The following is a 13,479-nucleotide window of genomic DNA, read 5'->3' as shown; positions in this document are numbered from 1 at the left end:
GGGTCCGGCGCCTGCGTCACCACTCTCCACACCCGTACCGTCCAGAAAGGACAGTCAATGGCAAACTTCACCGCTGCTGACGTGAAGAAGCTCCGCGAGGACCTCGGCGCCGGCATGATGGACGCGAAGAACGCGCTCGTCGAGGCCGACGGCGACTACGACAAGGCCGTCGAGCTGCTCCGCATCAAGGGTGCGAAGGCCGTCGCCAAGCGCGACGACCGCGCCACCTCCGAGGGTGTCGTCGTCGCGAGCTCCGAGAACGGCGCCGCCACGGTCGTCGAGCTCGCGAGCGAGACCGACTTCGTCGCGAAGAACGAGAAGTTCACGACGCTGGCCGACAAGGTGCTCGGGGCCGTCGCGGCCGCCGGTGCAGCTGACGTCGCCGCCGCGAACGCCGCCCCCGTCGACGGCAAGACCGTCCTCGAGGTCGTCAACGAGTCGGCCGCCGCACTGGGCGAGAAGCTCGAGGTCCGCACGGTCCGCCGTGTCGAGGGCTCGGCCTTCGAGATCTACCTGCACAAGACCAGCCAGGACCTGCCGCCGCAGATCGCCGTCGTCATCGCGTACGAGGGTGACAACGCTGCCGAGGCCCGCTCGATCGCCCAGCACGTCGCGTTCGCGAACCCGACGTACCTGACCCGCGACGAGGTCCCGGCCGACGAGATCGCCAAGGAGCGTGCGACCGTCGAGGCGATCACGCGCGAGGAGGGCAAGCCCGAGGCTGCGCTCCCGAAGATCGTCGAGGGTCGGGTGAACGCCTACATCAAGCAGGTGTCGCTCCTCGACCAGGACTACGCGAAGGACAACAAGATCTCCGTCGCGAAGGCCGCCGAGAACGCCGGCATCACGATCCAGGGCTTCGCCCGCGTCAAGGTCGGCGCGTAACGAACCCGTGACGGGGTCAGGAACCAACCAGGTTCCTGGCCCCGTTTTTCGCGCCTCCGGGCGCGACACACACGCGACACATCCGCGAGTACATTTCCACGAGACCACGACGAAGGGTGCGATCAGATGACCGACGAGAAGACCGGACGACGCCGCGTACTGCTGAAGCTGTCGGGAGAGGCCTTCGGGGCCGGATCGCTCGGCGTGAACCCCGACGTGATCGGGGCCATCGCCAAGGAGATCGCCGTCGCCGCGCGCGAGGTCGAGATCGCGATCGTCGTCGGCGGGGGCAACTTCTTCCGCGGCGCCGAGCTCTCGCAGCGCGGGATGGACCGCGGCCGTGCCGACTACATGGGCATGCTCGGCACCGTGATGAACGCGCTCGCCCTGCAGGACTTCCTCGAGCAGGCCGGGGCCGCCACGCGCGTGCAGTCGGCCATCGCGATGACCCAGGTCGCCGAGCCGTACATCCCGCGGCGCGCCGAGCGGCACCTCGAGAAGGGCCGCGTCGTCATCTTCGGCGCCGGCGCCGGTCTGCCGTACTTCTCGACCGACACGGTGGCCGCGCAGCGAGCGCTCGAGATCAAGGCCGACGAGGTCCTCGTCGCCAAGAACGGTGTCGACGGCGTGTACACGGCGGACCCGAAGAAGGACGCCACGGCCGAGAAGCTGCACCACGTGACCTACCAGGACGCGCTCCTGAAGGGCCTGAAGGTCGTCGACGCCACGGCGTTCTCGCTCTGCATGGACAACGGCATGCCGATGCACGTCTTCGGCATGGAGGGCGACGGCAACGTCCAGGCCGCCATCCGTGGCGAGCGCATCGGCACCGTGGTCAGCAACTGACCCGCACCGCTGACTAGACTCGACGCCAGTACCGAAGGAGTAACACCGTGATCAGTGATGTCCTGACCGAAGCCACCGAGAAGATGGCGAAGGCTGTCGAGGTCGCCAAGGACGACTTCTCGACCGTCCGCACCGGCCGCATCAACGCGGCGCTCTTCCAGAAGATCCCGGTCGAGTACTACGGCACGCCGACGCCGCTCGCGCAGCTCGCGTCGCTGCAGACGCCCGAGGCCCGCACGCTCATCGTGACGCCGTACGACAAGACGGCGCTCAAGGAGATCGAGCGCGCCATCGCGACGTTCCCGAACCTCGGCGCCAGCCCGACGAACGACGGCGACATCGTCCGCGTGACGATCCCGGAGCTCACCAAGGACCGCCGCAAGGAGTTCGTCAAGCTCGTGCGGACGAAGGGCGAGGACCACAAGGTCGTCATCCGGAACATCCGCCGCAAGGCCAAGGACGACCTTGACGCACTCAAGGGTGAGATCTCGGACGACGAGATCTCGCGCGGCGACAAGGACCTCGAGGCCCTGACGAAGAAGCACGTCGACCAGATCGACGAGTCGCTGAAGAAGAAGGAAGCCGAACTCCTCGAGGTCTGATGCGCCGCCCGGACCAGGGCGGTGAACGCCCCACAGCAGAGCACGGACCCGACCACACCGGGCCCGTGAAGAAGGGGCTCCGCCAGGACTTCGATGCGCGTGCCCGAGCGGCCCGCACCGACTTCGAGGCGCAGCTCCGGCAGCGCAAGGCCGACTTCGGTGCGCGCAACGAGGCCCTGACGGCGCGCACCGGGCGCAACCTGCCGGCGGCGATCGGCATCGCGCTCGCGTTCGCCGTGGTCATGCTCGGCACGCTCCTCATCTGGCCGCCGTCGTTCATGGTCGTGGCGGCGTTCCTGCTCGGCGTGGGCGTCTACGAGCTCACGAGCGCCATGCGCTTCGCCGGCCGGGACGTCCCGCGGATCCCGAGCGTCGCCGTCGCGATCGCGATCGTGCCGGCGGCGTTCCTGCTCGGGCAGGTCGCGGCACTCTTCACGCTGCTCGGTGGCATCGTCCTGATCAGCCTCTGGCGTCTGGTCGAGGTCGCGCTCTCGCGGCAGAAGCCGTCGGCCGGCGACGTGTTCCGCGACGTCACGAACGGTCTGTTCGTGCAGGCGTACATCTCGCTGCTCGGCGCCTGTGTCGTCCTGCTCTCCGCGCAGTCGCAGGGCAACCTGTGGGTGATCGGCTTCATCCTGGTCGTCGTCGCTGTCGACACCGGTGCCTACGCCACCGGGTTGAACCTCGGCAAGCACCCGATGGCGCCGCGGATCAGCCCGAAGAAGACGTGGGAGGGCTTCGCCGGATCGGTCGCAGCGAGCATCATCGTCGGCATCCTGGTCGCCTGGCTCATGCTCGGCCTGCCGTGGTGGACCGGCGTCGTGCTCGGCGTGCTGATCTCCGGGTCCGCGACCCTGGGTGACCTCACCGAGTCGATGATCAAGCGCGACCTCGGCATCAAGGACATCTCTTCCTTCCTGCCCGGGCACGGCGGACTGCTCGACCGCATCGACAGCATCCTGCCGTCGGCTGCCGTCGCCTACGTGCTGTACCTGATCGTCAACCACTGACCGACCTCGATCGACCTCGTCGGCCCACCCTGAGCGCCGCCCTCAGCGCGTCCAGGTTGTGCCACGGGTCGGGACTGGCAGAATGACGCCGTGGCCACCACCTTCCCGACCGCAGCCCGCTCCGCCCTCGGATACGACGTCGACGAAGTCGAGCGTTTCCTCGAGGACGCCCGTCGTGCGTACTCCGCCGACGACAGCGCCCCCGGCATCGAGGCTGCGAAGATCCGCGCCACCGCGTTCTCGATGCGCAAGGGCGGCTACTCCACCTCGCACGTCGACGCAGCGCTGGAGCGCCTCGAGGACGCCTTCGCGGCCCGGGAGCGCGAGCGGGAGATCGGCGACGCCGGACAGAAGGCCTGGTACGCCGAGGCCCGCACGAAGGCCTCCGACGTCGTGGCCCGCCTCGAGCGCCCGGACGGACAGCGGTTCAACCGGGTGAGCGTGCTCGGCACCGGCTACCACCCGAAGGACGTCGACGCGTTCGCGGCCCGCCTCGGTGGCTACTTCCGCGAGGGCAAGCCGCTGAGCCTCACCGAGGTGCGGTCGATCGTGTTCCGCCCGAAGCACGGCGGCTACCGCGAGGGCCAGGTGGACGCGCTGCTCGACGCCGTCGTCGAGGTCATGCTCGCCGTCCGCTGACGACGCGCTGCACCCAGGTGCTTCGCTTTCCGTGATCGTTCCGTTACCCTGGTCCTACTCATGGGCAGGCACACGGCAGACCACAGCTCCGACCGCGATCCCCGCGAGCACCTCAGCCTCCAGGCTTCGGGTGAGCGCCGCGCGGCACTGAACCGAACCCGTACGGCGGACACCTCGGTGCTCCAGGCGAACCCGCAGGTCCTGCCGGAGACCGGTCCCGTCGCGACGCCGAAGTCCGTCGCAGCGAACCGCGTGTCCGACGAACGCATCGCCGCGTTCGCGCACGAGGCCCCCGCGGCCCGGGTGGACCCGCGCGCCGCCAAGCAGCGCACCGCGACGGCGCAGCAGCCGAGCCGTGGCGCAGCCGCCGCGGTCAACGCCTTCGCACGGAAGCGTTCCTCGGTTCCGGCGTTCTCGTTCGTCGGGGTCTTCCTCTTCGTCGGGGCGTCGCTCTTCAACCCGCTCCAGGCCGACGTCGCGCAGGCCGCGGTCGACACCCCGGTGCTCGTGAAGACGCCGCAGGCCCCGCAGCAGTACACCGCGCACGGCACCTACGGCGACGCCGCTGCCGACCGTGACGGCTACGGCGTGACCGTGCCGGCGCCCAAGGTCGTCAAGCCCGTCGTCGAGGAAGAAGCCGACGACGCCACCACCGACGAGACGACCGACGCCGCCGCGACCGAGACCGAGACCGTCTCCGCCGCGAACACGCTGGCCGCCGTCGCCGCGACGCCCGACGCGGGCAGCGCACAGGCCATCGCCCTGCAGCTCGTCACGGCCCGGGGTTGGGGAACCGACCAGTACAACTGCCTCGTCTCGCTGTGGAACAAGGAGTCCGGCTGGCGGGTGAACGCCTACAACCCCAGCGGCGCGTACGGCATCCCGCAGGCGCTCCCGGGCAGCAAGATGGCGACCGCCGGTGCCGACTGGCAGACGAACCCCGCGACGCAGATCACGTGGGGTCTCAACTACATCGCCGGTGTCTACGGCACGCCCTGCGGCGCCTGGGGCCACAGCCAGGCGAACAACTGGTACTGATCGGCAGTTGGGGTGCCGCGCAGCAACCGGCCGCGGCGTCCCCGTGGTCGCGACGTCGAGCCTGACGAGGACACCGGCCTCGATCGGCTGATGAGCTCGTGGAAGCGCACCGAGGTGCGTCGCGGGCGGGAGTACCTCGTCCAGCCCGTCTCCGCGGCCTCGGCGCAGAAGGAGTACGTCTGCCCCGGGTGCGGCGGTACGGTCCTGCCCGGCACCGCACACGTGGTGGTCTGGCGTTCCGACGGGGTCCTCGGCGACGCTGCCGACCTGGCATCGCGCCGTCACTGGCACAACCACTGCTGGAGCATCGCATGACCGACGACGGCGAGATCCGCTCCGCCACGCAGCTGCCCGCTCGCCGCACCGACGTCGAGCTCGTCACCGACGACCACCTCACCCTGGTCGGGGAGCTCGCCGAACCGGAGTCGCGCTCGGCACGGGGCACCGTCGTGACGCTGCACCCACTGCCGACCGCGCACGGCTTCATGGACTCGCACGTGCTCAAGAAGGCCGCCGCGCGTCTGCCGGCGCTGGCGGACATCGCGGTCCTGCGCTTCAACTTCCGGTCGGTGACGTCGCCACGCGGCACGTCCGAGGGTGTGTTCGGCGAGGGTGTCTCCGAGGGATTCGACCTGCGCGCCGCCGTCGCCGAGGTGGTCGACCGTGGTCTGCCGACGCCGTGGTTGGTCGGGTGGTCCTTCGGCACCGAGGTGATCCTCAAGCACGCACTGGAACACGTCGAGGCCGGCACCGTGGCGGGCGTGGTCCTGCTCTCGCCGCCGCTGCACCGCACCACGGAGGACGAGCTCGCGCGCTGGGCAGCCGTGGACGTCCCGGTGGTGGCCCTGGTGCCCGAGCACGACGACTTCCTGCAGCCCGACGAAGCGATCGCCCGGTTCGCCGTCGCCCCGAACGTCCGGGTCGTCCCGATCGAGGGCGCGAAGCACCTGTGGGTGGGGGAGCGCTACGTCCGGATCGTCCTCGACGCCGTCGCCGACCTCGTCGTGCCGGGCAGCGCGCCGCTGCCGACGCACTGGCCGGTCTGACGGCGCTCGCCGGTCCGACGCACGGTGCGTGCCCACCTCGGTGCGGTGGGCCGACCGGGAGGCGCGACCCGCGCCTCCCGGTCGGCTCGCGTCAGCGTTCGGTCGCGTCCACTGCGTCGTCGGCCGCTCCGGGCGCGGTGCCGGGCGCGGTCCCCAGCAGGCCGGTCGCGTGCGTGAGCACGCCGCGCAGGTTCTCCAGGTAGCCCGCCACGGCTTCGCGCTCGGTGCGGATCGCCGACAGTCGGTCCTCGGCCTCGGCGGTGATGGCAGCCGTGCGCTCCTCGGCATCGGAGACCATCCGGTGCACGCGGTCCTGGGCATCGGCGACGATGGTGCGGGCGTGCTCCTGCGCGTCGGCGGTGCTGGTGCGCTCGAGGTCGTCGGCTTCCTGCTGGAGCCGCTCGGCGCGCTCTCGGGCCTCGGTGGCACGGCGCGTGGCCTCGGCGAGCTGCAGGTTCGCTTCGTCGAGGTACTTCTGCGTCTCGGTGACGGTCTCGTGGTGCTTCTGCAGGTAGTCCTGCTCGGCGTCGTCCCGGCGTGAGGCGAGCTCGGACTCGAGCGTCGTGCGGGCCTCGTCACGCTCGCGGGCGACCTCGGCACGGGCCTCGTCACGTTCCTTCGCCAGGTCGGCGCGGGCGGTGTCGATCTCCTGACGGAGGGCGGTGCGCTCGGACTCGAGGGTGTCGAGTTCGGCGGAGCGACGGTCGGCGATCTCGGTGTCGACCTCGGCGTGCTCGCGTTCGCGGCGGGCGGCGAGGGCGTTCTCGTGCTCGCGGTCAGCGCGTTCGGCGGCGGCGTCGGCCTCGGCGCGCTCCCGCTCGATGCGGGTGTCGTGCTCCTCGAGCTCGCGTGCGATGCGGTCGGCGGTCTCCTGCACGAGCCGCTCGTTCTCGACGCGCGTCTGTTCCTCGTCGACGCGCAGCTGCGCACGCGACGCTTCGGCCTCCTGTGCCAGGGCGGTGCGCGCCGAGGCGAGCTCCCGGTCCCACTCGGCACGGGCTGCGGCGAGTTCCTCGTCCACGACCCGGCGGCGGTCGGCGAACTCGCCGTCGATCTCGGCGCGACGTCGGTCGACCTCGGCCTGCAGCTCGGCGCGGCCGGTCTCGATCGCCAGGGCGTGCGCCTGCTGCTGCTCGTCGCGCTCCCGGTGCCACGCAGCACGCCCCTCGGCGACCTCGCGCTCGAGCGCCTGACGGCGGGTGGACTCCTCGTGGTCGAGGTCCTCGACCCGGCGGGCGTGGTCGGCCTCGAACACCGAGCGGCGGTGCTCGGTCTCGCGGTCGAGGTCGGCCGCGGCGGTGCGGGAGTCGGCCGACTCGCGCAGGGCGATCTCGCGCAGCTCGGCGACCTCGTGCTCGACCTGGGCGCGCAGGGCGTTCGTCTCACGGATGGCGACGGAGCGGACCTCGGCGGCCTCGGTCACCGCGGCACCCCGGATGGCCGCGGCCTCGTTGCGGGCGTCCTGGGTCAGCAGGCCGGCTTCGGCACGGGCACGCTCGACGGTGTCGGCGGCCTCGGCACGAGCACGGGTGAGTTCGTTGGTGGAGCGGGTGCGCGCGTCCTCGAGGGTGTCGCGGGCTTCTTCCTGTGCCTCGCGCACGGTGCGGTCGGCCTCGGCCCGGCTCGACGCCCGCAGGCGCTGTGCGTCGATGTCCGCCTGGCTGATGAGACGGGTGGACTGCTCCTCCGCCACGCGCAGGGTCGACTCGAGTCGCGTGCCCAGGCCGCTGTAGGTGGGGGTGCCGGCCTCGTCGAGTTCGCCCTGGAGCTCGGAGACGCGGGACTGCAGGAGACGGATCTCCTTCGCGGCGTCGGCACGGTCGGTGTTCGACTTGATGAGCTCACGGCGCAGGTCGTTCAGTGAGCGGTCGACGTCGTCGCGGCGGTACCCGCGCAGCTCGGTCCCGAACTCTGCCTCGTCGTTCGCCACGTGTCGCTCCTGGGTGCTCGGCGGAGGGCCCGATCCGGCCCGCGGTCGAGTGTAGTGGTGGCCCGACGGGGTCGTCTGAGTCCGACGACAGCCCGGATGGATGCGCTGCTCAGCCATGCTCGCTATCCTGAGTCGCTGATTCGCGCGCCGACATCCCCACCCCGGCGCGGTAGGGAGAGTGTTCGTGCGATTCGTCCTGGCGATCGTCAGTTTCGTCATCGGCCTGCTGCTCGTCGCGTTGGCGGTCGGACAGCGGACCGTGTTCGCTCCGCCGTCCTCGCTCGTCGCGGACAGCTCGACCACCAGCTCCGCTCCGGTCACCGTGATCCCCGGTTCGACGCTCAACGCGAACCCCGGCTACCAGCGCATCAACGTGTCCGGCTCCGGCAAGGTCTTCGCGGCGTACGGCAAGACGGCCGACGTCGACGCGTGGGTCGGTGACGCCGAGCACACCACGCTCCGGTTCGACGCCGAGAGCGCGAAGCTGGTGGGCAAGACCACCGGCTCCGAGGCGTCCGTCCCGTCGCCGAAGGGCAGTGACCTCTGGTACCAGGAGTACGACGGCTCCGGGCAGTTCACGGTCCGTCTGCCGCAGGACGTCTCGGTCCTCATCGTCAGCGACGGCACCGCCGCCGCCCCGAGCGACGTCTCGGTCACCTGGCCGAAGGACACCGCGACGCCGTCCGTCGGGCCCCTGCTGGTCGCCGGTGGCGTCTTCGCACTCGGCGGCATCGTGCTGCTGGTCCTGGCGTTCCTGCACCAGCGCCGCGGTCGTGGGCCGCGTCGTCGCAGCGGTGGCACCCGACCGCCGCGTGTGCGGGCCTCGCGCCGTGCCGCCGCCGCCGGTGCACAGGTCCCGACCCGGGGCCGCCGCGGATCGCGCGCGTTCATCGCGGTCCCCGTGGTGCTCGTCGGCACGCTCGCACTGGCCGGCTGCTCCTCCGACTACTGGCCGCAGGGCGGGGACCCCTCGCTCGCGACCCCGACCCCCACGGCCAGCGCGACCGGCGCAGCGGAGACCACCGAGCCCACGGCGGCGACCAAGCAGCAGATCACCCGGGTCGTCGAGCGGATCGCCACGGTGGCGAAGCAGTCCGACGGCGCCCGCGACCGTGACCTGGCGAAGACCCGCTTCACCGGTGCCGCGCTCGACCTGCGCCTGGCGAACTACTCCATCCGCGGCAAGGACTCCGACGCCAAGGCACCGCCGGCGATCTCGGCCGGTCAGGTGTGCGTCGCGTTGCCCCAGCAGACCGACACGTGGCCGCGCACGGTCTTCGTGATCGTCGCCGAGGACTGCGACGCCAAGTCGGCACCGCAGGCCCTGACGCTCGTGCAGGACACCGCGCGCGACCCGTACAAGGTCGCCTACGACGTCTCGCTCGAGGCCGACGCCAAGATCCCGAGCCTCGCCCCGACGTCGATCGGTGCGGCGCTCCTGGCCCCGCAGTCGAAGCTCCTCGCGATCGCCCCGGACCAGGTCGCGACCGCCTACGGCGACATCCTGTCCAAGGACTCGAAGAGCGAGTACGCCGACCTGTTCGCCACCGAGGGTGACGGCCTCCGCACCACCATCGGCAAGGCGTACAAGGACAAGAAGGCGAAGTCCCTGCCGGACACGGCGAAGATCGAGTACTCGTCCGAGGCCCCGGAGGACTCCGCCGTCGCGATCGCGACCGACGACGCCGGCGCGCTCGTCTCCGCCGACCTCAACGAGATCGAGAAGGTGACCCCGACCGCCTCCGGCGCCGAGGTCAACACCGAGGGTGCCGTCAAGGCACTGTCCGGGGTCGACACGAGCAAGAAGGGCATCAGCGCCACGTACGGCGTCCAGCTGCTCTTCTACGTGCCGCCGGTCGCCTCGGATGACAAAGTGGTCCTGCTCGGGTTCACGCAGGGCCTGACCGCAGCGAGTGAGGTGCAATGAGCAACATCCCCCCGACCCCGTCCGGGCTCCGCGGAGCCGTGGACCTGTCGTCCCTCGTCGACCGCGCACAGCGGCCGCCCCAGCCGCCCGCCGGTGCTCCGGCGCAGGCGGGAAGCCCGACCGGTGCAGCAGCGCCGGGCACCGAGACCGGCGGCGACCTGACCGTCCCGTCGCTCGTGCTCGACGTCACCGACGACACGTTCCAGGACGTCCTGGAGCTGTCGTCCGTGGTGCCGGTCATCGTCGACATCTGGGCCGAGTGGTGCGGGCCGTGCAAGCAGCTCTCGCCGATCCTCGAGCAGCTGACCGCCGAGTACGGCGGGCGCGTGCTGCTCGCCAAGGTGGACGCCGACACGAACCCCCAGCTCGTGCAGGCGTTCCAGGCGCAGTCGATCCCGACCGTGGCCGCGCTGATCGGCGGACGCCCGCTCGGGCTCTTCGTCGGCGCGCTGCCCGAGGCGCAGGTCCGCGACGTCTACGAGCAGGTCCTCCAGGCAGCCGAGCAGAACGGCGTCTCCGGTCGCGTCACCGTGGACGGTGCCGCTCCGCCCGAGGACACCGCCGAGCAGGGTGAGCCGGAGCCGGAAGCACTGCCGCCGCACCACCAGGCTGCGTACGACGCGATCGAGCAGGGCGACTACGCCACGGCGATCACCGAGTACAAGACCGCGATCCTGCAGGACCCGCACGACCAGATGGCCGTCGCGGGGCTCGCGCAGGTGTCGCTCCTGGACCGGTTGAACGGCCACACCGCGGACGACATCCGTGCCGCTGCCGGTGCGGGTCCGAAGGACGTCCAGGCGCAGCTCGCGGTCGCCGACCTCGACATCTCCGGTGGCCACGTCGAGGACGCCTTCGGGCGCCTGCTCGACCTGGTGCCGACGGTGTTCGGCGAGGACCGTGAGGCCCTGCGCGTCCGCCTGGTCGAGTACTTCGAGCTCATCGGGACCGACGACCCGCGCGTGGTCGCGGCCCGCCGTCGCCTGGCGAGCGCGCTGTACTAAGACGCACGCAACGAACGGACGGGAGGCCCGTGGCGGATCCGCCACGGGCCTCCCGTCCGTCTGCGGCCGCGTCCAGGACGCGGGCCACAGCTAGCGCTCGAGCTTGAGCCAGACTGCGCCGAGCGGCGGTACCACGAGGTGCGCCGAGGCGGGGCGGCCGGCCCACGGGGTGTCCTCGGCGGTGACGACTCCGAGGTTGCCGACACCGGAGCCGCCGTACTCCGCGGCGTCGGTGTTGAGCACCTCGTGCCACTCGCCGGCGCTCGGCAGGCCGAACCGACGCTCCACGGGCACGCCCGAGAAGTTCACGAACACCGCCAGCCGGTCGTCGCCGTCCTTGCGCAGGAACCCGAGCGTCGAGTGGGGTGCGTCGCCGCCCTCGATCCACTCGAAGCCGTCGGCCGTGCTGTCGTGCGTCCAGAGCGCGGGCGTGTCCTTGTACACCCGGTTCAGGGCGGCGACGAGGTCCTGCACGCCGCGGTGCCCGGGCTGGTCGAGGAGCCACCAGTCGAGCCCCTTCGCCTCGGACCACTCTGCGGGCTGGGCGAACTCCTGCCCCATGAAGAGCAGCTGCTTGCCGGGGTGCGCCCACATGAACGCCAGGTAGGCCCGGACGTTCGCGAGCTTCTGCCACTCGTCGCCGGGCATCTTGCCGTAGAGGGACCCCTTGCCGTGCACGACCTCGTCGTGGCTGATCGGCAGGGTGAACTGCTCACTGAACGCGTAGACGAGCGAGAACGTGATCTCGTCGTGGTGGTAGCTGCGGTACGCGGGGTCGCGCTGCACGTACTCGAGCGAGTCGTGCATCCAGCCCATGTTCCACTTCTGGCCGAACCCGAGCCCACCGGCGCTCGTCGGCTGGGTCACGCCGGGCCACGAGGTGCTCTCCTCGGCGATCATCACGATGCCCGGGTAGCGCTTGTAGGCGGTGGCGTTCGTCTCCTGCAGGAACGCGACGGCGTCCAGGTTCTCGCGGCCGCCGTGGATGTTCGGCAGCCAGTCGGTCCGGGAGTAGTCGAGGTACAGGATCGAGGCGACGGCGTCGACGCGCAGGCCGTCGATGTGGAACTCCTCCAGCCAGTACAGGGCGTTGGCGACCAGGAAGTTCCGGACCTGCGGCTGCCCGAAGTCGAACACGTAGGTGCCCCAGTCGAGCTGCTCGCCGCGGCGGGGGTCCGGGTGCTCGAACAGCGCGTGGCCGTCGAAGCGTCCGAGTGCCCACTCGTCCTTCGGGAAGTGTCCGGGGACCCAGTCCATGATCACGCCGATGCCGGCGGAGTGCAGGCGGTCGATCAGGTACCGCAGGTCGTCGGGGGAGCCGTAGCGTGCGGTCGGAGCGTAGTACCCGGTGACCTGGTAGCCCCACGAGCCGCCGAACGGGTGCTCGGCGAGCGGCAGGAACTCCACGTGCGTGAAGCCCGTGTACTGCACGTGCCCGATCAGCTGGTCGGCGACCTCGCGGTAGGACAGCCCGGGGCGCCACGAGCCGAGGTGGACCTCGTAGACGCTCATCGGCTGGTCGTGCGTGGTCGTCTCCGCGCGGCGTTCCATCCAGGCGCGGTCGCCCTCGGACCACGTGTAGCTCGACTCGGTGATGACCGAGGCGGTGGCCGGGGCGATCTCGGCCTCGCGGGCGAACGGGTCCGCGCGCTCGACCCAGCCGGAGTCGGTGAGGATCTGGAACTTGTACCGCTGCCCCGCGACGGCTCCGGGCCAGAACAGCTCCCAGACGCCGAGGTCGCTCAGGCGGCGCATCGCGGTGGTGCGGCCTTCCCAGCCCTCGAAGTCGCCGATGACGCGCACGGCGGTGGCTCGGGGTGCCCACACGGAGAACGCGACGCCGTCGACGCCGTCGATCGTGCGGACGTGCGCGCCGAGGTGGTGCCAGAGCTGCTCGTCGCGGCCCTCACCGAACAGGTGCAGGTCGAGCTCGCCGAGCGTCGGGGCGAACCGGTACGCGTCGTCGGTCGTCCAGGTGGCGTCGTCCTCTTCCGAGGACTCGTCGAAGTCGTAGTCGGCCTCGACCCGGTAGCGCCCGAGCTCCTCGGCGGTGGCACCGGCCCAGAGACCGTCGCCCTCGTGGGTCAGCTCGACGTCGTCGCCGTCGAGCCGGACGAGCCGGACCGCCTGCGCCAGGTGGCGCACCACGCGGACGCTCGTGCCACCGTCGACGGCGTGCGGGCCGAGGACGTCGTGGGGCTGGGACCAGCGGCCCTCGGCGACCTGTTGGCGCAGCCACTGCTCGACCGGAGCCGGGCGCGGGCCCGTGCTGTCGGCGGTGGCGGGCTCGGGAGCCGGCGGCGTCGGGAGGGCGGTCGACGGCGCAACGGTGGACGGGCCTCCGGTCGGAGCGCCCGAGGACGCGACGGCGTCGACGGACGGTACCCGCGGGTGCGTCGCGTCGGCGGGGTGCCCCGCCAGCGTGGCGGACTCGGCGACCCCGCGGTCGGGCGCCTCGCGCGGTGCAGCGGGAGCGCCTGGCAGGTCCTCGTCGGGGGCGGAGACCCGCGGCTCGTAGCGCGGCTCCGGCTTCGCGTCGGACGGCGTCCGCG

Annotated in this window: 12 protein-coding genes; 10 read left to right on the top strand and 2 right to left on the bottom strand. The window is 71.3% G+C overall.

Annotated features, from left to right (window positions below; genetic code table 11):
- Positions 1 to 57: 57 nt before the first annotated feature.
- The 8 genes from tsf to GVL05_RS07255 all read left to right on the top strand — a co-directional run bounded on the left by tsf (position 58) and on the right by GVL05_RS07255 (position 6,066).
- The gene (tsf, locus tag GVL05_RS07290; RefSeq protein WP_111086087.1) at positions 58 to 885 is read left to right on the top strand and encodes a translation elongation factor Ts; all 828 of its coding nucleotides are present in this window, start codon (positions 58 to 60) and stop codon (positions 883 to 885) included.
- A 126-nt stretch (positions 886 to 1,011) separates the two neighbouring features.
- A complete protein-coding gene (gene pyrH / locus GVL05_RS07285; RefSeq protein ID WP_111086088.1) occupies positions 1,012 to 1,731 on the top strand; it encodes a UMP kinase in 720 nt (239 codons plus the stop codon).
- Between the two features lie 47 nt (positions 1,732 to 1,778).
- On the top strand, positions 1,779 to 2,333 hold the full coding sequence (gene frr / locus GVL05_RS07280) for a ribosome recycling factor (protein WP_111086089.1): 555 nt from the start codon (positions 1,779 to 1,781) through the stop codon (positions 2,331 to 2,333).
- A gap of 65 nt (positions 2,334 to 2,398) precedes the next feature.
- The gene (locus tag GVL05_RS07275) at positions 2,399 to 3,343 is read left to right on the top strand and encodes a phosphatidate cytidylyltransferase (RefSeq protein ID WP_123294841.1); all 945 of its coding nucleotides are present in this window, start codon (positions 2,399 to 2,401) and stop codon (positions 3,341 to 3,343) included.
- A gap of 90 nt (positions 3,344 to 3,433) precedes the next feature.
- On the top strand, positions 3,434 to 3,982 hold the full coding sequence (locus tag GVL05_RS07270; RefSeq protein ID WP_111086090.1) for a DivIVA domain-containing protein: 549 nt from the start codon (positions 3,434 to 3,436) through the stop codon (positions 3,980 to 3,982).
- A gap of 60 nt (positions 3,983 to 4,042) precedes the next feature.
- Complete coding sequence (locus GVL05_RS20145) at positions 4,043 to 5,020, top strand: lytic transglycosylase domain-containing protein (protein WP_235035895.1); 978 nt, start codon at positions 4,043 to 4,045, stop codon at positions 5,018 to 5,020.
- 12 nt (positions 5,021 to 5,032) lie between these two features.
- Positions 5,033 to 5,335, top strand: a complete 303-nt coding sequence (locus GVL05_RS07260; protein WP_235035894.1) for a hypothetical protein — start codon at positions 5,033 to 5,035, stop codon at positions 5,333 to 5,335.
- Positions 5,332 to 6,066, top strand: a complete 735-nt coding sequence (locus tag GVL05_RS07255) for an alpha/beta hydrolase (RefSeq protein ID WP_131846410.1) — start codon at positions 5,332 to 5,334, stop codon at positions 6,064 to 6,066. The genes GVL05_RS07260 and GVL05_RS07255 overlap by 4 nt, the downstream gene beginning before the upstream one ends.
- A gap of 91 nt (positions 6,067 to 6,157) precedes the next feature.
- Here GVL05_RS07255 and GVL05_RS07250 read toward each other — a convergent pair whose 3' ends face one another.
- Positions 6,158 to 7,996, bottom strand: coding sequence for a hypothetical protein (locus tag GVL05_RS07250; protein WP_131879802.1), 1,839 nt, complete (start codon positions 7,994 to 7,996; stop codon positions 6,158 to 6,160).
- Positions 7,997 to 8,180: 184 nt separating this feature from the next.
- Here GVL05_RS07250 and GVL05_RS07245 point away from each other — a divergent pair, with 184 nt between their 5' ends.
- Positions 8,181 to 9,923: a hypothetical protein gene (locus GVL05_RS07245; protein ID WP_131846412.1), complete on the top strand. Its 1,743-nt coding sequence runs from the start codon at positions 8,181 to 8,183 to the stop codon at positions 9,921 to 9,923.
- A complete protein-coding gene (locus GVL05_RS07240; RefSeq protein ID WP_131879800.1) occupies positions 9,920 to 10,927 on the top strand; it encodes a tetratricopeptide repeat protein in 1,008 nt (335 codons plus the stop codon). Before GVL05_RS07245 ends, GVL05_RS07240 begins: the two co-directional genes overlap by 4 nt.
- Before the next feature lie 90 nt (positions 10,928 to 11,017).
- Here GVL05_RS07240 and glgB read toward each other — a convergent pair whose 3' ends face one another.
- Positions 11,018 to 13,162, bottom strand: coding sequence for a 1,4-alpha-glucan branching protein GlgB (gene glgB / locus GVL05_RS07235; protein ID WP_159572616.1), 2,145 nt, complete (start codon positions 13,160 to 13,162; stop codon positions 11,018 to 11,020).
- Positions 13,163 to 13,479: the final 317 nt, after the last annotated feature.

It is taken from the genome of Curtobacterium sp. 18060, assembly GCF_902706105.1.
Classification (GTDB): Bacteria; Actinomycetota; Actinomycetes; order Actinomycetales; family Microbacteriaceae; genus Curtobacterium.
The sequence above is the reverse complement of the archived record's forward strand: the minus strand, read 5'-3'. Positions and strand labels throughout refer to the sequence as shown.